At 68.1% G+C, this 23,046-nt stretch carries 20 protein-coding genes and 1 tRNA gene; 9 read left to right on the top strand and 12 right to left on the bottom strand.

The features are described 5' to 3' along the window. Nucleotides 1–86: 86 nt before the first annotated feature. From EV646_RS20780 to EV646_RS20760, 5 genes are read right to left on the bottom strand one after another with little or no spacing between them, the layout of a single operon-like run. Complete coding sequence (locus EV646_RS20780) at nt 87–1,538, bottom strand: peptidoglycan D,D-transpeptidase FtsI family protein (RefSeq protein WP_132151023.1); 1,452 nt, start codon at nt 1,536–1,538, stop codon at nt 87–89. Further along, nucleotides 1,535–2,932, bottom strand: a complete 1,398-nt coding sequence (locus EV646_RS20775; protein WP_132151021.1) for an FtsW/RodA/SpoVE family cell cycle protein — start codon at nt 2,930–2,932, stop codon at nt 1,535–1,537. The genes EV646_RS20780 and EV646_RS20775 overlap by 4 nt, the downstream gene beginning before the upstream one ends. Further along, a complete protein-coding gene (locus EV646_RS20770; RefSeq protein WP_132151019.1) occupies nt 2,929–4,329 on the bottom strand; it encodes a PP2C family protein-serine/threonine phosphatase in 1,401 nt (466 codons plus the stop codon). Before EV646_RS20770 ends, EV646_RS20775 begins: the two co-directional genes overlap by 4 nt. 9 nt (nt 4,330–4,338) lie before the next feature. Then, nucleotides 4,339–4,821: an FHA domain-containing protein FhaB/FipA gene (locus tag EV646_RS20765; RefSeq protein WP_132151017.1), complete on the bottom strand. Its 483-nt coding sequence runs from the start codon at nt 4,819–4,821 to the stop codon at nt 4,339–4,341. Between the two features lie 10 nt (nt 4,822–4,831). Further along, entirely contained in the window at nt 4,832–5,662 is an 831-nt protein-coding gene (locus tag EV646_RS20760; protein WP_132151015.1) for an FhaA domain-containing protein, read from the bottom strand. 212 nt (nt 5,663–5,874) lie between these two features. Between EV646_RS20760 and EV646_RS20755 the strand changes: the two genes are divergently transcribed. Next, nucleotides 5,875–5,958, top strand: a tRNA-Leu gene (locus tag EV646_RS20755). Nucleotides 5,959–6,019: 61 nt separating this feature from the next. Here EV646_RS20755 and EV646_RS38920 read toward each other — a convergent pair. Continuing rightward, nucleotides 6,020–6,178: a hypothetical protein gene (locus EV646_RS38920; protein WP_158290992.1), complete on the bottom strand. Its 159-nt coding sequence runs from the start codon at nt 6,176–6,178 to the stop codon at nt 6,020–6,022. 27 nt (nt 6,179–6,205) lie between these two features. Further along, entirely contained in the window at nt 6,206–7,036 is an 831-nt protein-coding gene (locus EV646_RS20750; RefSeq protein ID WP_132151013.1) for a carbon-nitrogen hydrolase family protein, read from the bottom strand. A gap of 72 nt (nt 7,037–7,108) precedes the next feature. Between EV646_RS20750 and EV646_RS20745 the strand changes: the two genes are divergently transcribed. Together EV646_RS20745 and EV646_RS20740 are read left to right on the top strand one after the other, a co-directional pair. Next, a complete protein-coding gene (locus tag EV646_RS20745; RefSeq protein ID WP_132151011.1) occupies nt 7,109–7,507 on the top strand; it encodes a hypothetical protein in 399 nt (132 codons plus the stop codon). Between the two features lie 27 nt (nt 7,508–7,534). Then, a complete protein-coding gene (locus EV646_RS20740; protein WP_132151009.1) occupies nt 7,535–8,422 on the top strand; it encodes a phosphotransferase family protein in 888 nt (295 codons plus the stop codon). 4 nt (nt 8,423–8,426) lie between these two features. Here the strand turns inward: EV646_RS20740 and EV646_RS20735 are convergent, their stop codons facing one another. Next, entirely contained in the window at nt 8,427–9,428 is a 1,002-nt protein-coding gene (locus tag EV646_RS20735; RefSeq protein WP_132151007.1) for an NsdA family TPR-like regulatory protein, read from the bottom strand. 128 nt (nt 9,429–9,556) lie between these two features. Beyond that, nucleotides 9,557–9,784 (bottom strand): hypothetical protein, encoded by a 228-nt coding sequence (locus tag EV646_RS20730; protein WP_132151005.1) that lies wholly within the window; start codon nt 9,782–9,784, stop codon nt 9,557–9,559. Nucleotides 9,785–10,036: 252 nt separating this feature from the next. On the opposite strand from EV646_RS20730, the gene EV646_RS20725 reads away from it, so the two are divergent. Continuing rightward, the gene (locus tag EV646_RS20725; protein ID WP_132151003.1) at nt 10,037–10,360 is read left to right on the top strand and encodes a hypothetical protein; all 324 of its coding nucleotides are present in this window, start codon (nt 10,037–10,039) and stop codon (nt 10,358–10,360) included. Nucleotide 10,361: 1 nt separating this feature from the next. Here EV646_RS20725 and EV646_RS20720 read toward each other — a convergent pair whose 3' ends face one another. After that, the gene (locus tag EV646_RS20720) at nt 10,362–10,550 is read right to left on the bottom strand and encodes a hypothetical protein (protein ID WP_132151001.1); all 189 of its coding nucleotides are present in this window, start codon (nt 10,548–10,550) and stop codon (nt 10,362–10,364) included. Between the two features lie 210 nt (nt 10,551–10,760). On the opposite strand from EV646_RS20720, the gene EV646_RS20715 reads away from it, so the two are divergent. Further along, the gene (locus EV646_RS20715; RefSeq protein WP_132150999.1) at nt 10,761–11,729 is read left to right on the top strand and encodes a helix-turn-helix domain-containing protein; all 969 of its coding nucleotides are present in this window, start codon (nt 10,761–10,763) and stop codon (nt 11,727–11,729) included. Between the two features lies 1 nt (nt 11,730). Here EV646_RS20715 and EV646_RS20710 read toward each other — a convergent pair whose 3' ends face one another. Continuing rightward, complete coding sequence (locus EV646_RS20710; RefSeq protein WP_132150997.1) at nt 11,731–15,357, bottom strand: S8 family serine peptidase; 3,627 nt, start codon at nt 15,355–15,357, stop codon at nt 11,731–11,733. A gap of 194 nt (nt 15,358–15,551) precedes the next feature. Between EV646_RS20710 and EV646_RS20705 the strand changes: the two genes are divergently transcribed. The 3 genes from EV646_RS20705 (at nt 15,552) to EV646_RS20695 (ending at nt 19,037) form a co-directional block, all read left to right on the top strand. Continuing rightward, on the top strand, nt 15,552–16,343 hold the full coding sequence (locus EV646_RS20705) for a PrsW family intramembrane metalloprotease (RefSeq protein WP_132150995.1): 792 nt from the start codon (nt 15,552–15,554) through the stop codon (nt 16,341–16,343). A 10-nt stretch (nt 16,344–16,353) separates the two neighbouring features. Then, entirely contained in the window at nt 16,354–17,475 is a 1,122-nt protein-coding gene (locus EV646_RS20700) for an aminotransferase class I/II-fold pyridoxal phosphate-dependent enzyme (protein ID WP_132150993.1), read from the top strand. A gap of 431 nt (nt 17,476–17,906) precedes the next feature. Next, the gene (locus tag EV646_RS20695) at nt 17,907–19,037 is read left to right on the top strand and encodes an endonuclease (RefSeq protein ID WP_199237094.1); all 1,131 of its coding nucleotides are present in this window, start codon (nt 17,907–17,909) and stop codon (nt 19,035–19,037) included. Nucleotides 19,038–19,363: 326 nt separating this feature from the next. Here the strand turns inward: EV646_RS20695 and EV646_RS20690 are convergent, their stop codons facing one another. Further along, on the bottom strand, nt 19,364–22,093 hold the full coding sequence (locus EV646_RS20690; RefSeq protein WP_132150989.1) for an ATP-binding protein: 2,730 nt from the start codon (nt 22,091–22,093) through the stop codon (nt 19,364–19,366). Between the two features lie 109 nt (nt 22,094–22,202). Here EV646_RS20690 and EV646_RS20685 point away from each other — a divergent pair, with 109 nt between their 5' ends. Continuing rightward, on the top strand, nt 22,203–23,030 hold the full coding sequence (locus tag EV646_RS20685) for a siderophore-interacting protein (protein WP_132150987.1): 828 nt from the start codon (nt 22,203–22,205) through the stop codon (nt 23,028–23,030). The last annotated feature ends 16 nt before the right edge of the window (nt 23,031–23,046 follow it).

The following is a 23,046-nucleotide window of genomic DNA, read 5'->3' as shown; positions in this document are numbered from 1 at the left end:
TTGGAACACACTCAATTTGCCCACGGTAGCGGCTGCCACCCGCGGACCCCCGTCGGAAAGACGCTGCCGATCATTCCGTACGACGCTCATTGGCCCAGCACCGCCTCCATCACCTTCTTGGCGATCGGGGCGGCCAGGGTGCCGCCGGCGATGTCGTTGCGCGGGATGTTCGCGTCCTCGATCATCACCGCCACCGCGACCTTCGGGTCGTTCGCCGGGGCGAACGCGGTGAACCAGGCGAACGGCGGCCGGTCCTTCGACGTCTGCGCTGTACCGGTCTTGCCGGCCACCTGGACGCCGCTGATCCGGCCGGGCTTGCCGGTGCCGTTCTCGACCACGTCGACCATCATCTGGGTCAGCTGGGCCGCGACCTCCGGGGTGACCGCTTGATGCAGCGACTCCGGCTTGGTCTCCTCGACCGTCTTCAGGTCCGCCGTCTTCACGTTCTGGACCAGGTACGGCTTCATCACGTCGCCCTGGTTCGCGATCCCGGCCGCCACCATCGCCATCTGCAGCGGGGTGGCCCGGACGTCGAACTGGCCGATCGCGGACTGCGCGGTCTGCGGCGCGTTCAGGTCGCCCGGGAACTGGCTGGCGACCGCGCCCAGCTCCGGCAACTGCCGCTCGCCGAAGCCGAACTTGGCGGCCTGCTCGGCCATCGCGTCCGCGCCGAGGTCCATACCGACGCTGCCGAAGGCGGTGTTGCAGGAGTAGCGCAGCGCGATCGTCAGCGTCGCGTTGTTGCTGCCGCCGCAGTTCTGACCGTTCTCGTTCACCAGCGGCACGGTGGTCTGCGGCAGCGGCAGCTGGGCCGGCGAGTTCACCTTCGTCTCCGGCGTGTACTTGCCGCTGGACAGCGCCGCGGCCGCGGTGACCAGCTTGAACGTCGACCCCGGCGGGTAGAGCTCCTTGATCGCCCGGTTCGACATCGGCTTGCTGTCGTCCGCGTTCAGCCGCTTCCAGGCCGCCGCGACCTTGTCCAGGTCGTGACTGGCCAGCTCGTTCGGGTTGTACGACGGCCGGCTCACCAGCGCGAGCACCTTGCCTGTCTTCGGCTCGAGCGCGACGACCGCACCCGTCTTTCCGGCCAGACCGGAGTACGCGGCCTGCTGCGCGGCGGCGTTCAGCGTCAGCGTCACGCTCGCACCCTGCTGGCGGCGGTTCGTCAGTACGTCGACCACGCGGCGGAACGCCATCGACGGGTCGGACCCGTTCAGCTCGGCGTTCTGGGTCAGCTCGATCCCGCCCCGGCCGTACAGATAGGAGTAGTACCCGGTCACCGGTGCGTAGGCCGGGCCGGAGGCGTAGGTGCGCTGGAACTGGAACCGGTCTTTGGACGCTTCGCTCTCCGCGATCGGCGTGTTGCCGATCAGGATCGGGCCTCGGTCGATCGAGAATTGCGAGTCGCGGACCCGCCGGTTGTCGTTGCGGCCGTTCAGCTCACCGGCCCGGAACGCCTGCAGGTACGTCGAGTTCGCCATCAGCGCGAGCATCAGGATGATCGCCGCCACGGCCAGTCGTCGGATCGCTGAATTCACTGCTTCTGCACCGCCATGGCGATCGTTTCGTCGGACACGGGAGCGGCCGGAGTCTGCGGCCGCCGGGCCTGGTCGCTGATCCGCAGCAGCAGCGCGATGATGGCCCAGTTCGCGACCAGCGACGTACCACCGAGCGCCATGAACGGAGTGGCCAGACCGGTCAGCGGGATCAGGCCGGTGACACCGCCGACGATCACGAAGACCTGCAGCGCGAACGACATCGCCAGACCGGTCGCGACCAGCTTGCCGAAGATGTCGCGGCAGCCGAGCGCCGTCCGGAGGCCACGCTCGATGATGAGCGTGTAGATCAGGATGATCGCGATCACGCCGGTCAGGCCCAGCTCCTCGGCGAACGAAGAGATGATCATGTCGCTCTGCCCGTACAGCGTGAGCTCCGGCCGGCCCTGGCCGAGACCGCGGCCGAGGACGCCGCCCCAGGCCTGGCCCATCAGCCCGCTCGCCACCTGGCCGCCGTCGATCGAGAACGGGTCCAGCCAGTCCTGGATCCGGCGGTGCACGTGGCCGAAGGTCTGGTACGCGAAGTACGCGCCGCCGGCGAACAGCAGGCCACCGATGATCAGCCAGCCGGCCCGCTCGGTGGAGACGTACAGCAGGAACAGGAACAGGCCGAAGAACAGCAGCGACGAACCGAGGTCGCTCTCGAACACCAGCACACCCAGGCTGACGGCCCAGGCGATCAGGATCGGCCCGAGGTCACGGGCCCGCGGCAGGTCGAGTCCGAGGAACCGGTGCCCGGCGAGCGTCAGTACGTCCCGCTTCACCACCAGATAACCGGCGAAGAAGATCACCAGGCAGACCTTGGCGAACTCACCGGGCTGGAAGGACATCCCGGCGAGCCGGATCCAGATCCGGGCGCCGTTCAGGTTCACGCCGAGGCCGGGGATCAGCGGCAGGACCAGCAGCACCAGACCGGCCAGGCCGGCGGTGTAGGTCAGCGCCTGCAGCCGACGGTGATCCCTGATCACCAGGATGACCACGAGGAAGAGGACGACGCCGACCGCGGTCCAGGTGATCTGCTGCGGCGCCGCTGGTGCTTTCGGGGTCCGCCCGTTCGCCTCCGCTACTGCGGCCAGACCAAGATCGATCCGGTGGATCATCGCCACACCGAGACCGTTCAGGATGACCGCACAGGGCAGCATGACGGGATCGGCGTACGGCGCTCGATAGCGCAACGCGAAGTGGGCGATCAGCGCGAGCAGCCCGATGCCGGCAGCGTAGTAACCGGTGCTGGCCGGGATCTTGTCCTGCACGGTCAGGCCGATGTTCACGTACGCGCCGACCGCGACGGCGATCGCGACGATGAGCAGCCACAACTCCACCCCGCGCCGGGTGCGCGGGATGATCTGGATGACGGACGTGGACGCGATGCTCATCGGACGCCGTCACAGTCGTTCGGGTCGACCGAGCCCGGTGTACTCGAGGGAGTTGTCGACGGTCGCGCGGTCGTCGGCGCGGTCGTGGGTGGCTTGGCCGTCGCCGGTCTGCTCGTTGCCGGAGCCGTCGGCTTGGGAGTTGTCGACGGCTTGGTGGTCGGTGTCGGGCTCGGCGTCGGCTTGGCGCACTCATCGGCGGCGCGCTGCAGCTCGCTCACGATCGCCCGTGCGCCGGCCAGGTCGTCCGCCTGGATGTTGCCTTCCACCTGCTGGCGGCTGTACGTCGGCAGCTTGTCCACCTGCAGCGTCTGCTGCTCGTACACCTTCGACAGGGCGATCCCGGGGATGTCCGCATCGACGCCCTTGAAGATCGCCACGTAATCGCCGTCGGTGCCGACGTAGTACTGCTTCTGCGTCCAGCTGTACGCGAACCAGCCGCCGCCGCCGATCAGCCCGAGAATCACGAGCAGTACGGCGATCCGTCGCAACCACGGGAATCGCTTCGGCGCCCGCGGCGCGTACCGCAGCTCCTCCGGATCGAGAACCGCGCCGCCGCCGCCACCGCCATGCCCACGACCACCCGGTACGGCGATCGTCGTGTCGCCCCGGCCGGTGCTGCCCTGAGCGAGCTCCGCGGCAGCGCCGACGAGTTGCGGCGTCGTCCCGCTCGTCGGCGGTGTCTCGACCACGTCCGCGACGACACAGGTGACGTTGTCGTTGGAGCCGGCTTCCAGGGCGTGCGTGATCAGCTCCACCACGACCGAGTCCGGCGTACCGCCGGCCATGGAGGCGGCGATCACGTCGTCGCTCACGTAGTCCGGCAGGCCGTCGCTGCACAGCATCAGCCGGTCGCCGGCCTGGACGTCGAGGATCTCCAGGTCCGGATCCGAATCCGGCCGGCCGTCGAGGACGCGCAGGATCAGGTTCCGGTGTGGGTGGGTGAAGGCCTCCTCCTTGGAGATCCGGCCCTCGTCCACCAGCGACTGGACGAACGTGTGGTCATGGCTCAGCTGGTAGAGCTGTCCGTCCCGCATCCGGTACGCGCGGGAGTCGCCCAGATGGGCCAGCCCGAGTTGCTGCCCGTCGAACATCAGCGCGGTGACGGTGGTGCCCATCCCCTCGCGCTCCTGGTCCTCCTCGACCAGTTCCGACAGCCGCTCGTTGGCCCGGTGTACGGCGCCGGCCAGCGCCTCGATCATGTCCTCGCCGCTGATGCCGGGCTTGTCCAGCCGCCGTACCACCTGGACCGCCGCCGCGCTGGCGACCTCGCCCGCCGCGGCGCCGCCCATCCCGTCGGCGAGCAGCAACAGGTGCGGACCGGCGTACGCGGAGTCCTCGTTGTTGCGGCGCACCCGTCCGACGTCGGACAGTGCGGCGTAATCGAGCGACAAGGTCATGGGGCAGGCCTACTTCGCGATGTTCAGCGTCGTCCGGCCGATCCGGATCGAGCCGCCGATCTCGGCCGGGACCGGGCGGGTGACCCGCTGGCCGTCCAGATACGTGCCGTTGGTGGAGCCGAGGTCCTCGACCCACCACTGGCCCTCGGACAGGAACAATCGGGAGTGCCGGGTGGACGAGTAGTCGTCGTCGAGCCGGATCTGGCAGTCCGAGCCGCGGCCGATGATCACAGGTTCCTCGACCAGGGTCGCGCCGACGCCGGCCTGCGGTCCGTCCGCGATCGTCACCGAACCCGGCAGGCCCTTGCGCTTCTTGACCGGCTTGGCGGCCTTCGGCGTCCGGGAGTTGTTCGGCGCCAGGGAGGCCGCCGTACGGCTGTCGATCTTCGCGCCGAACAGGTCGGACCTGATCACGGACAGCACCGCGAGGACGAACATCCACAACAGGGCCAGGAACCCCAGTTTGATCAGGGTCAGGGTCAGTTCCGACATGGAAGGTCAGTCACCACCCGCTGCTCGGCGGCTGGGCGAGCGGCTCGTCCGCCAGGCGCAGCGTCATCGTGGTGTTCCCGATCCGGACGGTCGAGCCGTCGACCAGGTCGGCCTCGGTGGTCCGCCGGCCGTTCACCAGCGTGCCGTTGGTGGAGCCCAGGTCGACCAGCACCACCCGGATGCCCTCGGGGCCTTCCGGCATCAGCCGGATCTCCGCATGCCGCCGGGACACACCCGGGTCGTTGATCTGGATGTCCGCGTCGGTCCCGCGGCCGAGCACCACACCCGGCGGGTTGACCGGCCGGCGGCGGCCGTTCACCTCGAGCATCACCTGTGGGTGACCGCGGCGCGGTGGCTGCTGCTGCACGGGCGGTGGGACCGGGGCGCTCTGCAGCACCGTCTGGCCGTCGTTCGGCGGCACGTAGGGCTCCTGCTGGTAGGGCTGGGGCTCCGGTCTGGGCCGCTGTGGCGTCCCGACCGTTTTGCTGACCACCGCGAACTTACCGGTCGGGAGGTCGTCGTGCTGGGTCAGCTCGATCTCGATCGGCCCGGAGAACGTGTACCGCTGGATGTCCGCGTGGTCGCGCAGCTCGTTGGCCAGCTCGTTGTTCAGCGTCCGGCCGTAGGCGGTCAGCCGCTCGAAGTCCCCGGGGCTGAGCTCGATGACGAAGTGGTTCGGGACCAGTCGCCGATCCCGGGACAGGATCCGCGCGGTGTTGTCGATCTCACGCTTGAGTGCTGCCGCCAGCTCGATCGGCTCCACGTCTCCCTTGAATGCGCGCGCGAAGACACCGCTCACGATGCCTTCCAGGCGTCGCTCGAAGCGCTGCAGCGGTCGCACGCCTCCTCCTCCACGGTCGGTCGCCGGCTGTTGCCAACGATCGTGCCTGCCGTCCGGCGCCCTCAGCAGGCACGCCGTACGCCGCGTCCACCGGTCTGGTGCACACACCGGGTACGACGATCGATCGTATCGGGAGGTTCGACCGAACCCGCAATGTGAACCTTCCGTTGGACCCGTGCTACTGTTCTTCCTCGGTTGCAGATGCAACCAGCGCGCGGGTGGCGGAATAGGCAGACGCGCACGGTTCAGGTCCGTGTGCCCGAAAGGGCGTGGGGGTTCAACTCCCCCCTCGCGCACAGAAAGTCCCGGTCAACCGACCGGGATTTTTTGCTTTCCGGTGTGTCAGTTGTCACCCGCTCAACGCCCGTACAGGCGCTCAGGATGCTGTGCGGACACGAGGTACTTACGCCCCGTCCCGCTGTCCTCGACGGGTTCCTCGGTCCACCCCTGCTGCTCGGCAAACCCTTCCGCCGCAGCCCAGTCACGCTCCTTCAACACCAGCCGTCGCGTACGCATGCACGCCATCCTTGCGCGGGTGAGGGTTCAGGCGGTGGTGCGGTTCTGGGAGCGGGGGTCGGTGACGGCTCGAGTTCGGTAGATGTCGCCTTTGAGGGCGGTGGTGCGCCAGGGGCGGGCGTGCTGGAGAGGGATGGTGAGGTCGGGGTCGTCGCGGTCGAGGGTGGCGATGGCGAGCTCGGACTTGCCGGTGACCTGGGTGGCGTAGGTGCCGTTGGGGGTGATCAGACCAGACGGCATCAGGTCGCGGGTTTGGGCCGGCAGCGACATCGAGACCCAGTAGCAGTTGATCGCTGCGTACGCGCGGGCCTTGACTTCGAAGACCGTGTCGACCGGGTACGCCGACAACAGCAGACATTCGACGCCGAGACGCTCGTACTGGCTGAACAGCTGCGGGAAGTTGATCTCGACGCAGATCACGCAGCCGAACCGGTAGCCGTCGACGTCGAACACGACCGGGTCGAAGCCGGGCGTGTAGAAGTGGTTGATCTCGGTGTGCGAGCAGAACCGCTTGTCGTACCGGTCGACGATCTCGCCGGCGTCGGAGATCACGTACAGGCTGTTGTGCGGCCGATGCGGCGGCGTGAGCGGATGCGCCGACCCGAGCACCACCCATACCTTGAGCTCGGCGGCCAGCGCCATGATCAGCTCGAGTTCTTCCCGTACGACGTCCCAGTCCACGTGCGACCAGTCGGCGATCTGCTCCTTCGCATATCCGCTCAACAGCCCCTCGGGAAACTGCACCACCCGAGCCCGCCCGGCCGCCGCCTTCCGCATCAACCGCCGAACCGTCTCCCCGTTCACCCGCGCGTCCGCACTGATCACAGGCTGAGCAACAGCAATCCGAATCCCCGTCATCGCCCTACCGTCCCACCCACCACCGACAGTTCGCGGGATCGGCGCGGACCGATCGAGTGCGAGGATCAGCGGGTGCCGCCCCAACTGCTGTGGACTCTGAAGAACACCGACGTCACCACCGACGGATCCTCCGGCCCGATCGACCCGACCCAGGTCGACTCGCTCTGGCTCGCAGTCACCGTCGTACGCCCACCCGGCAAGATGGGCCAGCACGGCGCCTGGTTCGATATCAGGCTTGAGGTGCAGGACGCCGGCGGCGTCTGGATCCCTGTGCTCTACCTGCTCCCGGGACTGGATGCCGACGGTCGTGGCCTGGCCTACGGCTCGATCGGCCCGTCCCTCCCCGCCAGCAACAACAACCGTGTCAGCACCGTCCCCATGGTTCTCCCCGCGCAAGCTCGTATCACCTGGTCCGTCAAAACCACCCCCACCATCTTCGGCGACACCACAATCACCCTCTACGGCCGCTGACCTAGCCGAGCTGCGTAGGCTGCAGGCATGGCGGTTGAGCGGGCGGCGGCGTTCGCGGTGGTGCGGACGGTTGCCGCGCAGCTTGGCCTCGATAAGCCCGGAGCCGAGCTTCTGGGGCCGATTGCCGATAACGCGGTCTTTCGTCTGCCGGGTCGGACTGTTGCCCGGATAGCGACGTCCGCGGAGGGTGAGAGGGCTCTCCGCGAGGTTCGCACCGGGAGGTGGCTCGCGGCTCAGGGTGTGCCGGCGGTGAGGCCGTTGGAGTCGATCGCGCAACCGGTCGCGGTCGACGGCCATGTCGTCACCTTGTGGCACGAGGTTCCTGAAGCGTCCATGGCCAGTACGGCGGAACTCGCGGAGCTGCTGCGTCGCCTGCACACACTCCCGGTGCCGACGGACTTCAACATCCCCGTGCTGGACCCGTTCGTCCGGCTGGCTGAGCATCTGGCCGCCGCCGATCCCGCGCTGGACGCGAGCGACCGGAGCTTCCTCGCCGAGCGACTCGAAGAGCTTCAGGCTGACTACGCACGCGTGAGCGAGGGCCTGCCGGTCTGCGTGATCCACGGCGACGCCAACCGCAAGAACGCGATCCGCGGCAGCGACGGGATCGCCGTACTGCTGGACCTCGAGCGCTTCAGCCTCGGCCCCCGCGAGTGGGACCTCGTCGTACCGGCTGTCTACCAGCGACTCGGCTGGTACTCCGACCCCGAGTACGACGCCTTCGTCACCGCCTACGGCTGGGACATCCGCACCTGGTCAGGCTTCACGACGTACGCCGCCCTCCGCGAGTTCCGCATGACCGCCTGGCTCCTCAGCCGCCTCACCCGCGAACCCCGCCTTAGAACCGAAGCCAACAACCGCATCGCCTCACTCCGCGATCCGGAGGCGCCCCGGTCGTGGACGCCCGGCACCTGACCGTTCAGGACGCAACGGCCAAGATCGTCCGTGCCCGCTCGCGAAAGTCCGTGATCGATCGCTGGCGCCCGAAGTCATTCAGCCGACGGTCGAACATCCGCACGTACTTCCGGACCCTCGCGGACTTGATCCTCCCCGCGGCAGCGGCCGCTTCTGCCGCCGTGTCGCACGCACGCGGAACGTCGCCTGCGTCGAGGTACGAGGTGGCAAGGGAGATCCGGCAGAAGGTGCGGCTGCGCGGATGCAGGTCGGAAGACTGGCCCAGGGCGAGAGTCGCGTGTTGCTCGGCATTTCGCGGCGAACGGAGAGCCGTGAAGCAGTGGGCGAGCTCATCCTGCAGCTCAGCTAGATCGAAGTACCCGATCCAATCCGGTTCGTCAGCCCCGGACGCCTGCGCGAAGTTCGCCTCGGCTTGCTTCATCATCCGTAGGCAGGCGCGCTTGTCCCCGATACTCGCCAGTCCCCGGGCTTCCATGGCGGCGTACATCGCCCTAACCCGCGGAGTCGCGCGGCTGCCTGCTCCGAGCGCGGCGGCTCGCGCCAGATCGACGGACTCCTGACACTCGCCGAGGTAGTTGGCCTGATGACTCATGAGAGCCAGCACCTTGCCACCCAGCGGCCGGTCCCCCGACGCGTGAGCCAGACTCAGCGCCTGGACGAAGTATCGACGTGCCAGACCATGCAGCCCTACGTCGTACGCCATCGCGCCGGTCTTGTACGTGAACTGAGCCGCGACCGAGAACAACTCACGACCGACCGCATCCGTGTAGCTCGCATGAAGGAGCGGCGTTACCGCGTCGCTGAGGTACTGGACCGCCGCCGTACGGGCGTGCCCACCGCCGAACTGATGATCCAGGCTCTCGAACATGTGCAGCGTCGCTCGTACGGCGGCGACGTCGTCGGCGCCGACCCGTCGCGAACCACTCGTCCCGTACGGCGGATCGGCCGGCGGCGACACCAGCCACCGCGCCATCGGGGTGGTCAGCGTGCCCGCACTGACGGCCATGCGGAGGAACTCGGAGCGTTTCAAGTCTTCTGTCCAGAGCATGCGAGAGGTTCGGATCGTCGCGTCGCGCGATTCGGAGAACGACAGCGCGAGCGTCAACGGCTGTCCGCCGGTAAAGCCGAGATCGCTCAATGACAGGCACGACCGAGGCGTCGGCCAAGTGCCTCGGCGATCAGCGCAGGCTTCTCGCCGCGCGGCACCATCCCGTTCAGCCACCGGCCGACGTCAACATGATCGCAGCGGACATCCCTGATCCCTCGCGCCGTGGCCAGCGTGCGGATGTCGCGGGCAAGCGCGCTCCGTGAACAAGCAGCTTCATCCAACAGCGCGGCGAGCAACTCGTTGGGCGTACTCATGCAGCCTCTTCACCATTCCGGACCGAACCACTCACAGTAGTCGGAAGATGGCGGAGCGAACAGCCATTTCGCCGGGAGGTTTGCTCCGTAGTGCACACGTTCTGCACAGGGTGTTGCTCAGTGCACGGTCTCTGCATCTGTCGGCTGGTCGGCCTGGCGGCTGAGATTGGTGTCGTTCTCCTGATCGGCGGGGCCGGCGTTGTGAAGACCCTGACACCGGCGTCGGCCCCGTCTACCACGAAGGACTACGACATGGATCCAACCCTCGCGGTGGGGTATCTGCGGCAGTACCGATCGATGACCTGCTACCAACTGGCTCGAGCTCACGACCAGTTGACTGCAGTCGCCGAACGGGAAGGGGTCGTCTTGTGCAAGGTATTCGTGGAGCACTTGCCCACCGACCCAGCTGCCTTCGACGCGCTGATCAGGTCGGTGAAGCGCCGCAGAATCGCAGCCGTGATCGTCCCCACCGAGGCCCACCTCAGCGCAGTCGGCAACGACCAAACCAAACTCGAGCGCCTCCACCGCGAGACCAGCGCTCGTGCACTGGCCGTCGATGGATCAATCCCTACCTGAGCTACTTGCTTGTGCGGGTTGCGCGTACTGGGTGGGTGGGCTTTGGGAGGCGGAGGGTCGGAGTGCCGCGGTGGCGGGCGAGGTGCGTGGGCGCGGTGTGGGTGAGGTCGGGGGCGCCCAGGAGCATCCAGAGGGCTAGGACGGCCGCGGCGAACAGGCCGGCTAGGCCGGCGTAGTCGGTGAGGGTCATGGTGGGTCTCTCTTGTATGGCGGAGGCTCGGCGGCGGCGAGGTCCGCGAACGGCTGACCGGGGAGGGACGCGGGCTCAGGCCAGGTGTGATGGCACTGTGGTGTCAGGTGCGGGGGGTGATGATGTGGCGCGGTTGTGACAGGGAAATTGGTCGCGCCAACGTTGGAATGGGTGGTTGGGTGGCGGGTACGCGCGGGAGGGGGCGAACGGATGCAGGATGGCTCGTTGCTTGATGGGCGGGAGGAGCAGGCCTACCGGTTGCTGGTGGGCCTGGCTGCTGCCCGGTCGACGGAGCTGGCCGAAGTGGCCGAGCTGACGCAGCAGGAGGCGGATGAGGTGCTGCAGCGGCTGCAGGCCAAAGGGCTGGTGCACGCGGATGAGGCCGTGTTCCGCCCACTCCCACCCGACGTTGCGCTCGGTACGACGTTGCTCCGCCGGCAGGAGTCACTCGAAGCGGCCCGCAAGACCGTGGCGGCGCTCAGCGAGGAGTTCCGGGCCAGCGCGAGTCGCCGGGACGCCCACCACCTGGTCGAGGTGATCGTCGGCGCCAAGCCGCTCCGCGAGCGCCTGCGCGACCTGCAGGAGTCCGCACGGGAGGAGATCCTCTGGTTCTGCCGCGCCAACCCCCTGGCGATGCAGGGCGCCGAGAACACCGAGGAGTACGGCGCTCTGAGCCGAGGCGTCAGGTATCGCGCCATCTACGAGCGGGCACTGCTCGAGACCCCCGGTGAGCTCGACACCATCGCCGAGGGCGTCAGCTGGGGCGAAGAGGCCCGCACCCTGCCGACGCTGCCAGTGCGGCTGGCCATCGTGGATCGGTCGACCGCCGTCTGCCCGCTCGTCCGGGACGACGAGCTGGGCATCGGCGAACCCACTGCCGCGGTGATCGGTCGCGGTCAGCTACTCGACGCGCTGCTGGCACTCTTCGAGAGCCACTGGGAGCAGGCGACACCGGTGAAGCTCCACGCCGGGGACTCCGGCGACACAGAGGGCCTCGACGACTCCGAGCGGTTCCTCCTCTCCTTGCTGGTCGCAGGTGTGCCGGACAAGTCGATCGCCTCCCAGCTGGGCATCAGCCGTCGTACGGTCCAACGCCGGCTCGACCGGATGATGGCCCTGGCCGGCGTCGACACCCGCACCGGCCTGGCCTTCCAAGCAGCCAAACGCGGCTGGATCTGAGTCACCGCACGCCGTACGCGCGGATGACGGTCTGGGTGACCGCTGTGTCAGCCGACGTGGCTCGGACCTTCAGCGACACCGTGTCGTGGGCGTTCGGGACCACGGCGAGGTAGTTGCCTAGAGCACCTACGACCGAGAGTTGCTTCCAGGTCTTGCCCTCGTCGTAGGAGGCCCAGGCCTGCAGCGTGGTCGGGCGGGCTGCGCCGGCCTGCTGGTGGACCTTGAAGCCGACGACATGCGTGCGGGCGGATACCCGGCCGGTGAGATCCGTCGGGACCGTGTAGTCGACCTGCAGGAGCGACAGTGGCACAGCCTTGTCCTCCGGCTGCTTGGCCGAGCGGAACTCCCAGGAGGTCTGCGTGCGAGTCCCCCAGTTCCACTCGCCATCCTCGTCGATCCGCTCAGTCGAGAGATCGAGCTTGTACGACGCGTCGCCGCTGGACGTGACCACGTCCTCCCAGGCGTCCGGCAACTCAGCCACGACCGCACCGTTTCGCGACAGCACCGCCGAGCGCGACGTGGTCTCGCCGACCGTGTAGTGCCCGGCGGCGTCTACGAACGACGGGATCCGCAGCGACAGCCGGTCCCCGGTCCGCGTCGACAGCACTCCAGGCGCCGCCGCCGGCCGCACCACCGGACCGAACCACGTCTCGCTAGACGGGCCGCTCTTGTATGAACGCGGCACAGACGTCATCCCACCGGCGAGCGGGTTCATCGTGTCCCAGGTGTAGAGGTGGTGCACCCGGTGCTGCCAGAGCGAGTCACCCGACGTCACCCACTCCTCCCGCACCTTCGGCGTCTCGACGAACCGCTGCGAGTCGTTCCAGGAGTACTCCTGCCACGGCCGCCACCCGAACCGCTGCTCCTTGGTCCAGTTGAAGCCACCGTTGTCGGCGTACCGGGTGGTGATCCGCGCGCTGTTCGACGGCGTGACCTTGTAGGTGATCTTCGCCGGGATGTATCCGCTCGACACCTGCTGTACGTCGTACAGGTACGGGCTGGAGGTGGTCAGCGTCAGGTCGATGGTTGCCCCGCCCTGGCGAGCGCGGTTGATCAGCTTGAGGCCGTCCTTGGCTGTGGTGACCATCGCCGGGATCGGCTCGCGATCGCCGGTCGGCCGCCAGACTGTCCAGGCCGACCAGTCCGCCGGCCGCACGATGATGACAGCCGCAGCGCCGGCCTCCGCGGCCGCCGCGATCTGATCCTGCTCACTGCCGTTGCCCCAGCCGTCCTCGCTGGAGTTGATCACCGCCAGCGCGCCCTTCACACCCTTCAGCGAAGAGTCGGCGTACACGAGCGGGAACCGCTTCTTCCCTTCGTACGACGGCGACTGGTGCAGCAGGTTGATGTCGAGCGGCCCGGTCACCCCCTGCACCGACGCCTGGACCATCGGCGCGACCAGCTGCCAGCGGGACGAGAACTCGAAGGTGCCGTTCGTCACCGGCTTGGTCGGCGTCACGTTGACCTGCTTGACCGTGCTGAAGTGCATCACGCCGTGGCTGATCGACCGGCCGTTGCCGTACACGCGGTGCACGTAGTAGCTCAGCACCGCCTGCTGCTCCGACGGCTTCGGCGTCTCGATCGTGATCGGAGCCGCCTTGCGCGCGTCGATCAGCACCTCGATGTCCTTGCTGACGACGATGTTGGGGTCGGTGAACAGGCTGACCTGCTCGTTCTGCGGATCGCCGTTCTCGACCAGCGAGTGCAGCAGGTAGGTGCCTTCCTCGACTTCCGCGGTGTAGCTGGAGCCGTTCGGGATCCAAGCGAGCGTGTCCGAGCGCGAGTTGTCGCCGTACAGGGAGACGACCGGGACACCTGTCGGCTGGCCGTCCAGGCCGACCGCGCGGAGCGTGACGGTGTGCTTCGGCCCTTGCCGCAGTGCCCCGACGGCGGTGTGAGTGACGACGCCGTTGGTGCCGGTGGCAACGATCCAGCCGCTGTGCAGACCGCGGTCGAGCTTGGCCGCATCCAGGTTCACCGGTACGTCGATGCTGCCGTGCGCCGGAATCGTGACACTTGCCGGAAGCCCGAACGCGTCCGTCTCCGGCTTGCCCGCGTCGAGGTTGCTTACGGCAACGGACAGGGTGAGCGTCACCGGTGTCCCGGAGTCGTTCCGGTAGGTGACGGTCTTGCTGCTCGCGCCGGTGGTCGTCTGCAGGCCGAAGTCGGCGACGCCCGTCGCGAACACCTGCTGCGAGACCGCCCGGCTGAGGTCGACCCGGCCGGCGCCCTGGGCGTAGACAGTCTGGTTCGGCTGGGTCTTCGCGGTGCTGACCAGCGCGTTCTTCAGCTGGTCGGCCTTCCAGTACGGGTGTTGCTGCGCGAGCAGGGCTGCCGCACCGGCGACGTGTGGCGCGGCCATCGACGTACCGGAGGCGGCTGTGTAGAGGTTGTCCACAGGGTCGCCCATGGTGGTGCCGGCCGCCCGCGCCGCGATGATGTCGACGCCGGGCGCAGTGATCTCCGGCTTGAGTCCTGCGTCACCGAGGCGCGGGCCGCGGCTGGAGAAGCTCGCCAGCGCGTCCGTGCGGTCCACGGCTCCGACTGTCAGCGCTGATGCGGCGGCTCCCGGCGTACCGATCGACTCGTCCTGGCCTTCGTTGCCCGCCGATACGACGAACAGCGTGCCGGTCCGGGCGGTGATGTCGTTGACGGCCTCGCTCATGGCGTCGGTGCCGTCGGTGGCGTCACCGCCGAGGCTCATGTTGATCACCCGCGCGCCCTCGGCCGCGGCCCACTCCATCCCGGCGATGATCCAGGAGTCGTAGCCGTACCCGTCGTCGCCGAGTACCTTGCCGACCAGCAGATCGGCCTTCGGCGCGACACCCTTGCGCGTACCGCCGGCGCCCGCACCCGTACCGGCGATCGTCGCGGCAACGTGCGTGCCGTGCCCGAAGTGGTCGACGGTCCCGGACGGGCTGCCGGAGAAGTCCTGCGCCTCCTTCACCTTGCCTGTCAGGTCCGGGTGCGTCGCGTCCACGCCAGTGTCCAGTACGGCGACCTGGACGCCAGAGCCCTCGTAGCCGGCCTGCCACGCGGCGGGCGCACCGATCTGCGGCACGCTCTTGTCCAGCACCGGGCGTACCTTGCCGTCCAGCCAGATCTTGCTGACGCCACTGCTCAGGACGCTGGGCCCGACCAGTGACTTCCACAGCTCCGGCAGCTGATCCTTGGCCGCGTCCAGAGCCGCACCGCCGATCGAGTCGAGCTGCCGTGTGGTCGTCGTACCGGCTAGAGACTGGCTGCTGCGGAAGCCGCTGGAGTATTTGACGATCAGCGGGAGTTCCCCGGCGGCCGAGTCGCCGTAGCCGTCGGCGATGAGCTCGTCCACGTCGAACAGGTCGACGTCGAGGACGCCGGCCGAGACGAGCGGTACGGCGTCGCTGGGCAGCACGCGGAGGCCGCCGTCGACCTCGATGGTGTGGAAGGAGATGCGCTCGCGCCCGGCCGCCGGCCGTACGCTGGCCGCCTTCTTCCCGGCGCCGGCGTCGCTCACCTCCACGACGTCGCCGGTGATCAGAGTGACCGCCGTACCGGTGACCTTCGCGGGCGGGGCTGAGGAGGCCGGGACTGCGGTGACGGCACCGAGCACCAGCGCTGCCGCGAGGGCGATGCGTAGGGAGGACATAAGGGGCTCCTTCGAGAGGTCGAGCGGGCAGGCACCTCTTCCGGTTGAGTCTGCAATCCCGGCGCCGGGATCCGCCCTGTCCAGCACTGCCGTCCCTGCGACATGGCGCAATCACGCCAAACTCCCAGCCGTGGCCGACGTGCGCCAACCGACACGCAAGACAGCGAGCAGGTCAGCCAGCCATGATTCATCCCATGACGGCACAACAGGTCGCCCGCCGGTGGGCGTGGATCGGCACGTTCCTGATCGGCGCGGCGCTCTACCTCCTGGTCCTCGGCGTCCTCACCGACACCGGGAACCCGAACCTCTTCCCGACGATGATCCTGCTCGGCGCGCTCGTCGTACCGCTGACCTTCGTGACCTTCGCGGCCGGCCGGTCCGGCCGCTGGCTGATCGACGGTCCCACGCTCGGCGGTTGCCTGCTGTTCGGCGGCGTCGTCGGTGTGGTCGTCGCCGGATTGCTCGAGTACGACGCGATGCGCCGGCTCGGGACCTTGCCGATGGTCCGGGTCGGGCTGATCGAGGAGGCGGCGAAGCTGGTGGTGCCGGCGATCCTGGTGGTGTTCTTCGGGCACCGGTACCGGGTCTCGCTCGGCAAGGGCATCGTCATCGGGGTCGCGGTCGGCACCGGGTTCGCCGTACTGGAGACGATGGGGTACGCGTTCGTCGCGCTGCTGCAGTCGGGCGGGAACGTCGGGGCCGCCGAGCAGACACTGTTCATCCGCGGCCTGCTGTCGCCGGCTGGGCACGCGGCCTGGACCGGGCTGACCTGCTGGGGACTTTGGCGCTTCGTGATCGCTCCGACCGGCAAGCACTTCCTCGGTTTCCTCGGCATGTACGCGCTCGCCGTCGCGCTGCACACGACCTGGGACGGGATCGGCGGCCGAGTTACCTACGCCATCGTCGGCGCGATCTCGATCGGGCTGCTGCTGATCGGCCTCAAGCGCGCCCAGCGCACCGACAACCGGGTCGCCGTACCCGCCTAGACTTGGCCAAATGCCGACCCTGCCCGACTTCCGGCTGGAGACGTACTTCGCGCGGTGGGAGTTCAACGCTCGCTACCACCTGACCGCGTCGGACGCGCAGACGCACAGCTTGTCCGAGTTGCTCGCGCTGGCCGATGACGACGGTCGCGAGCGGTGGGAGTCGCTGGCCCTCGGCTACACCGAGACGCGCGGGCTGCCCGCTCTGCGCGCGGAGATCGCCGCGACCTATGACGATGCGGCGCCCGAGGACATCTTGTGCTTCGCCGGCGCGGAGGAAGCGATCTACCTCGCGATGCGGACGCTGCTCGAGCCGTCCGACCACCTCGTCGTACTGACGCCGAACTACCAGGCGGCCGAGACGATCCCGCTGGCTGTGTGTGAGGTGTCCGGAGTCGCGCTACGTGCCGAGGACGGCTGGGCGCTGGACGTCGATGCGGTGGAGCGCGCGCTTCGGCCGAACACGCGGATGGTGTCGGTCAACTTCCCGAACAACCCGACCGGAGCTGTGCCGTCGCTCGAGGCCTGGCTGCGGCTGGTTCGGTTGTGCGACGAGCGCGGGATCACGTTGTTCAGCGACGAGGTGTACCGCGGCCTCGAGCTCGACCGACCATCGTTGCCACAAGCAACAGACCTCTCGGGTACGGCGCTGTCCCTCAACGTGATGTCCAAGGCGTACGGGCTGCCCGGGCTGCGGATCGGCTGGATCGCCTGCCGGGATCACGCCGTACTGGACAAGCTCGAACGTGCCAAGCACTACACCTCGATCTGCAACTCGGCGCCGAGCGAGGTGCTCGCGCTGATCGCGCTGCGAGCTCGCGATCACTTGCTGGACCGGAACCGGCGGATCGTCGCGGAGAACCTGCCGCTGTTCGCTGAGTTCTTCGCGCGGTACCCGGACCTGTTCGAGTTCACGCCGCCCGACGGTGGGTGTGTCTGCTTCCCGCGCTATCTCGGTCCGGAAGGCGTCGAGGCGATGTGCGCCGAGCTGGTCGAACGGGCCGGCTTACTGCTGCTGCCGTCGAGCATCTACCGATCCGAGCTGACCGAGACGCCGACGGACCGCTTCCGCGTCGGTGTCGGCCGCCGCGATCCGTCGGAGGCTCTCGCCGCGTGGGCAGCCTGGCTGAAATGACAGTGCGCTAGACCAGTCCGCTGTGCGTTCAGTGACCGGTCAGTAGCGTGAGACAGTTTCCGGGATCCATGGACAAGGCGTGGTGATCTGAGTACGGTCCGTTAACGGCGTCCGCCTCACGCCACGTCCGGAGGACCGCGTGACCTCCCTCTGTGTCGGTGGGGTGCTGCCCGCCAGTAGCGCCTCACTGGTGGATGGGCAGAGCAGCCCGTGGCGACGCGTCGCGGGCTGATGGGGGCCCATGCACCTAGGTGGGGCGGCGAGCGTCACTCACACGCTCCCCGCCCCACCGATTCAACCTCTATCCGCGCCAGGAGCCACGGATAGAGGTTGGAACTCTTCACTTGAAATTAGTGCTTTTGAAGTTCGGATAGCGGATAACCAGGGCAGACTGAACGGCGACCGGTCCCCAACCGCCCCTGGGAGATGCCGTGCTTCGTTCCCGTGCACTTCGTCCGGCCCTCATCCTGACCGTCGTACTCGCGCTGCTCGGCTTCGGCGTGACAGCGTCGACGGCCGCCACCACCGCATCGATCACCGTCAGTACGGCGATCGGCCGGCAGGACGGCTCGACCGCCACCGTCGAGGGCTACGTGGTCGGGCAGCCGACTGCGACCAACACCGTTGTCCGGAGCAACTTCCCGAACGACTACGCGCTGGCGCTTGCCGACTCGGCGTCACAGACCAGTACGTCGTCGATGCTGTACGTCCAGATCACGTCGGCGTTCAGGTCGTCGTACGGGCTGCAGAGCAACCCCGGGCTGCTCGGTCAGAAGATCACCGTGACCGGCAAGCTGAGTGCGTACTTCTCCCACGCCGGTCTGACGAGCACGACGGCGTTCAGCGGCGGCGGTTCGCCGGACCCGGATCCGGATCCCGGTGACTACTACGCCGGCGCGGAGGGCAAGACCGGCGCGGCGCTGAAGTCCGCGCTGCACACGATCATCTCCAACCAGACCAAGCTCAGCTACGACCAGGTCTGGAACGCGCTCAAGGACACCGACCAGGACCCGGCCAACACGAACAACGTGATCGAGATCTACTCCGGCCGGTCGATCAGCAAGAGCCTCAACGGCGGTGACGCCGACGACTGGAACCGTGAGCACGTCTGGGCGAAGTCCCACGGCGACTTCGGTACGGCGACCGGCCCGGGTACCGACATCCACCACCTCCGCCCCGAGGACGTCTCGGTGAACGCGGCCCGCGGCAGCCTCGACTTCGACAACGGCGGTACGGCGGTTTCCCAGTGCTCCGGCTGCACCGCGGACTCCGACTCCTTCGCCCCCCGCGCGGCCGTCCGCGGCGACGTCGCCCGGATGATCTTCTACATGGCCGTCCGCTACTCCGGCGACGACGGCTTCGCCGACCTCGAACTCAACAACTCGGTCGGCAACGGCACTGCGCCATACATCGGCAAACTGTCAGTCCTGAAGGCCTGGGCCGCCGCCGACCCGCCGGACACCTTCGAGAAGCGCCGCAACGAGGTCATCTACACCACCTACCAACACAACCGAAACCCCTTCATCGACCACCCCGAATGGATCACCTCCATCTGGCCGTAAGCCCAATCTGCCCCAACCTGCCCCACGATCTGCCCTTCGCACCACCCACCAGGTGCCTCCACAGTGGTGGAGACACAGTTGAAGGAGAGATCGTGGACGCAGTAGACAGGGGCGCAGAAGACGGGGACGCGCCGGTGCCCGGACCGACCAAACTGCAGAGGCTGGTGGCTGAGGGACTTGCGCGGCCACCGCTGCGACCGAAGAGGCCAGCGCGAATTCCGCGGGTGGCCGGGGGCATCGTCAGCGATCTGATCGCCGAGCAGAGGCGATGATCTAGGCCGCAGAGAGCCGGGGCCTTTATGTCGCGGACGTCAACGAGTTGGAGTTCAGCGGTTGAGGTTGAATTTTCGGTTGTTGTCGTCGTTGGTCAGGCCTTTGTCGTAGCCGGTGACCGTGGCCTGGCTGATGATTCGTTGGCTCATGGCGGCGGTCGGGGCGGTGGGGAGGGCTACGCCGGCGTGGGCGGCGGAGTGGCCCAGGCGGGTTTGGAGCCAGTCCTGGAGGCCGGGGTCGGCGACCTCGATGCGGTGTTCGCTCTTCCGGAGCAGGCCGCGGGAGATCAGGTTCTGGGCGGCGTTGTCGAGGTCCCACCGCCCCGGCCCGTCCGCTGCCGCCACCGATTGCGTCGACAACCCGCGGGAACCGCGGAGGGCGGCCTTCCTGAGCAGCTCCATTTCGGCGTCGGTGCACCTGTTCCAGGCGGCCTGGTACAGGACCCTCGATCGTTCGTTCAGCTGGGCCATCGCAGCCTTCGCCACGTCGACGGTGAGTCCGGCCTGTGCATCGGCCAGCTCGAGAGCGTTGGCAGCAAGGTCGCCCAGCCGGCGGGGGCTGCCGTTGGCCGCCTTGGCCAAGATGTCGACCGCCTCCTGGTCGTACGGGATCTCGGCGTCCCGGAGCGGCTCGGCGAGGACCTGACGGAGCTGGTCGTCGGCCAGTGGTTCGACTTTGCGGCGGTCGAAGCGTTCCATCACCGTGGTCTCGGCCCCGGATCGCCCGCCGGAGGCCTTCATCATCCGCGAGATGACGCGCTCGCCGCCGGCCCCGATCAGGAAGAGCGGCGTGCGATTTTCTTCCAGCCGCTTGGAGAGCTGGGTCAGCGCCTTGAGATCGTGATCGGAGGCGGATTCGAGGTTGTCGACCATCAGCATGATCGGTTCGCCCTTTTTCGCGGCGACCTTGCCGAGGTGATCCGCCAACTCCAGCAAGGTGCTGCCGACGGTGTCCTGAGACGAGGAGTCCCACTGCACCTTGCCGACCATCTGAAACATTCCGGGGATGCCGGCCCGCCCTTCCGCCCCGCTCTGGGCGCTCCGCGTGCGCCTGGCCAGGTCACCCACGAGCCTTTTCGTTGTCCGCGCGGCGGCATGTCCGTACCGCTCGCGGAACGTATCGAGATCCTGAGTGATCGCACGAACGAACCGATACTCCAACGGCTCGCGCGGTGAGGCATCCACCCGGATCGCCGTCCAGCCTTGCTTGTCGGCCAGCGCCTGGGCACGATCCAGTTCGAGACTCGTGCCCATGCCCGGTGCCCCGGTGAACAGGACCGAGGTTCCATCGGGGATCCGCAGATCGAGCGAGATCGGACGGCCGTCCTTGTCCGTCCGGCGGACCGGGTCGGTGGGACTCCGCAGCCTGTCGAGAACCTGGTCGACCTTCGCCTGGTCGAGCGCCGGTTGTGATGGCCCGGCGCTTTGGCCGACTGCCCGCGCCGAGCTGGTGGACGGTGCGCCCTGTGCGGCCGCCGGGGTTTGCCCGAGGTGGGCATTGACCCAGTTCTGGAGCCCGGCATCGGCGAGGTGGACGCGTTCGCCATCCTCGCGAAGGATGCCACGGGCAACCAGGTTCTGGCGCGCCCGGTCGATCACCTGCCAGTGGCCGGGGCCGGAGGGCTGAGTCTCGGCCGGCATCCAAAGCCCGTTCGGGCCTTGTGCGGCGACCTTGGCCAGCAGGTCTTTCTGAGCGTCGTCGCAGTTGGTCCAGGCGCCCTGGTACAGGTCCGCGGCCCGCGCACTGACCCGCTCGATCGCGGCCCTAGCTACGTCGACGGTGAAGCCGGTTCGCGGATCGGTCAGCGCGAGCGTGCCCTCGGCGAGATCGCGCAGGCGGCTCGGGTCGCCGTTGGCGGCGCGCAGCAGCTCGTCGATCGCGTCGTGGTGGTAGGGGATGCGCGCGTGGTTGAGCGGCTCGGTCAGCGCCGGCCGGAGTTCGTCGTCGGTCAGCGGGGCGAGTTCGCGGATGTCGAACTGGTTCGTGACCGTGGTGCCGATGCCTGGCTCCTGGTCGGATTCGGCCTCTTCTTCATCCTCGTTCGGATCCTTCTCCGGTTCGCCCGCGGCCATCAGCAATGTGACCGCCTTGGCGCCGCCAGCGGCGATCAGGTGCACCGGCAGGCCGCGCCGTCGCAGATGTGCGGCGAGCTCGTTGAGCCCGGCGAGGTCGTGTTTGGAGCCTGCGTCGACATTGTCGACCATCAGCAGAATCGGATCGGCTTTCTGCCGACCGGTGCGGCGCCGCAGGAGACCCTGGCGCGGACCGCGCCGGGCGAGGGCAGCGAGCTGGTCGGCGAAGTCGTTCAGCGTGGTGCCGATGTTGTCGTGGGCGGTCGCGTCCCATTGATGCTTGGCGATGAACTGCACCGGCAGCGGAGCGCCCAGAGCCCGTATCTCCGCGCCGAACTGGGTGTTGCGGGGACGCCGGGTCAGGCCACGGACGGTCTGCCGGAGTTCGCCCAGCCGTCCGTACCGGCTGTGGAGTTTCTTGAGGTCGTCGTTGATCGCTCGGGTGAGGCGGTTCTCCAGCGAGTCGTCCTCGGAGGCCTCCACCCGGATCGCCGTCCAGCCCCGCTCTTCGGCCACTGCCTCGGCCCGATCCAGCTCGAGGCTCTTGCCGATGCCGGGCGGGCCGGTGAACAGGGTCGCGCTGCCGTCCGGGAGATCGTCGTACGAGATCGAGCGGCCGAGCCGGTCCTTACGCGGGATCGTGTACGCCGGGCGCCGCGGCGTACCGAAGACCAGGCTCATGGACTCCAGCGTGCGGACAGTAGCCGTCATGGACACGGGCTGTATGTAGCCAGTGGGTGAACTGGCGTTGAACGTAGCGTCGTTGGAGTGATGGGCTAGCCTGAGTTAGGTAAACCTAACTTGAGAGGACTGTGGTCACGTGGCCAGCCCTGCACCCCGCCGTAACCGCGTCTGCAAGCGCGCGGTTGTCCGCCGGACCGAGCGGATCACTCCGCACATGATCCGGGTCGTGTTGACCGCCGACGAGTTCGTGGACAACGGCACCACTGATCACTACGTGAAGTTGCTGTTCGGCAAGCCAGGCGTCGAGTATCCGCAGCCGTTGGACATGGGCGTGGTCCGCGAGACGTACCCGTCGGAGCAGTGGCCGACCATGCGTACGTACACAGTCCGAAGCTTCGATGCGGAGACGCACGAGCTGACCATCGACTTCGTGTACCACGGCGACGAAGGCATCGCCGGGCCGTGGGCCGCCGCGGCGAAGCCGGGTGACGTGCTGTGGTTCAACGGACCGGGTGGCGCGTACGGGCCGGACGAGGCGGCCGACTGGCATCTGCTGGTGGGTGACGAGAGCGCGCTCCCGGCGATCGGTGCCGCGGTCGAACAGTTGCCGGCCGGGGCGCGGGCGACCGTGCTGGTCGAGGTGGAGGACGAGACCGAGGAGCAGAAGTTCGGCGGGTCGGGCGAGGTGGACGTGAAGTGGTTCCACCGTACGGCGAGCAACGCCGCCCGCGGTGACGGTCTGGTCGCGGCAGTCGAGGCGCTTGAGTTCCCGGCCGGCGACGTACAGGCATTCGTGCACGGTGAGGCCGGCTTCGTCCTCCGCATCCGCAAGAACCTCTTCGAGGACCGCGGCCTTCCCCGCGACCGCGTCTCCCTCTCCGGCTACTGGCGCCTCGGCAAGAACGAGGACGGCTGGCAGGCCGAGAAGGCCGAAACCGCCCGCAAGGAACGCGAAACCGCCTGAACCATCACCCTGCGTA

It is taken from the genome of Kribbella antiqua, assembly GCF_004345665.1.
GTDB classification, from domain to species: Bacteria; Actinomycetota; Actinomycetes; order Propionibacteriales; family Kribbellaceae; genus Kribbella; species Kribbella antiqua.
Note: the sequence above shows the minus strand (reverse complement) of the source record. Positions and strands in the feature narration are given on the sequence as shown.

Coding starts and splice junctions, on each gene's coding strand:
- EV646_RS20775 (WP_132151021.1), bottom strand. CDS start 2,932: ATGAGCATCGCGTCCACGTCCGTCATCCAGATCATCCCGCGCACCCGG.
- EV646_RS20770 (WP_132151019.1), bottom strand. CDS start 4,329: ATGACCTTGTCGCTCGATTACGCCGCACTGTCCGACGTCGGACGGGTG.
- EV646_RS20765 (WP_132151017.1), bottom strand. CDS start 4,821: ATGTCGGAACTGACCCTGACCCTGATCAAACTGGGGTTCCTGGCCCTG.
- EV646_RS38920 (WP_158290992.1), bottom strand. CDS start 6,178: ATGCGTACGCGACGGCTGGTGTTGAAGGAGCGTGACTGGGCTGCGGCG.
- EV646_RS20750 (WP_132151013.1), bottom strand. CDS start 7,036: ATGACGGGGATTCGGATTGCTGTTGCTCAGCCTGTGATCAGTGCGGAC.
- EV646_RS20740 (WP_132151009.1), top strand. CDS start 7,535: ATGGCGGTTGAGCGGGCGGCGGCGTTCGCGGTGGTGCGGACGGTTGCC.
- EV646_RS20735 (WP_132151007.1), bottom strand. CDS start 9,428: ATGGCCGTCAGTGCGGGCACGCTGACCACCCCGATGGCGCGGTGGCTG.
- EV646_RS20730 (WP_132151005.1), bottom strand. CDS start 9,784: ATGAGTACGCCCAACGAGTTGCTCGCCGCGCTGTTGGATGAAGCTGCT.
- EV646_RS20725 (WP_132151003.1), top strand. CDS start 10,037: ATGGATCCAACCCTCGCGGTGGGGTATCTGCGGCAGTACCGATCGATG.
- EV646_RS20720 (WP_132151001.1), bottom strand. CDS start 10,550: ATGACCCTCACCGACTACGCCGGCCTAGCCGGCCTGTTCGCCGCGGCC.
- EV646_RS20715 (WP_132150999.1), top strand. CDS start 10,761: ATGCAGGATGGCTCGTTGCTTGATGGGCGGGAGGAGCAGGCCTACCGG.
- EV646_RS20710 (WP_132150997.1), bottom strand. CDS start 15,357: ATGTCCTCCCTACGCATCGCCCTCGCGGCAGCGCTGGTGCTCGGTGCC.
- EV646_RS20705 (WP_132150995.1), top strand. CDS start 15,552: ATGACGGCACAACAGGTCGCCCGCCGGTGGGCGTGGATCGGCACGTTC.
- EV646_RS20700 (WP_132150993.1), top strand. CDS start 16,354: ATGCCGACCCTGCCCGACTTCCGGCTGGAGACGTACTTCGCGCGGTGG.
- EV646_RS20690 (WP_132150989.1), bottom strand. CDS start 22,093: ATGACGGCTACTGTCCGCACGCTGGAGTCCATGAGCCTGGTCTTCGGT.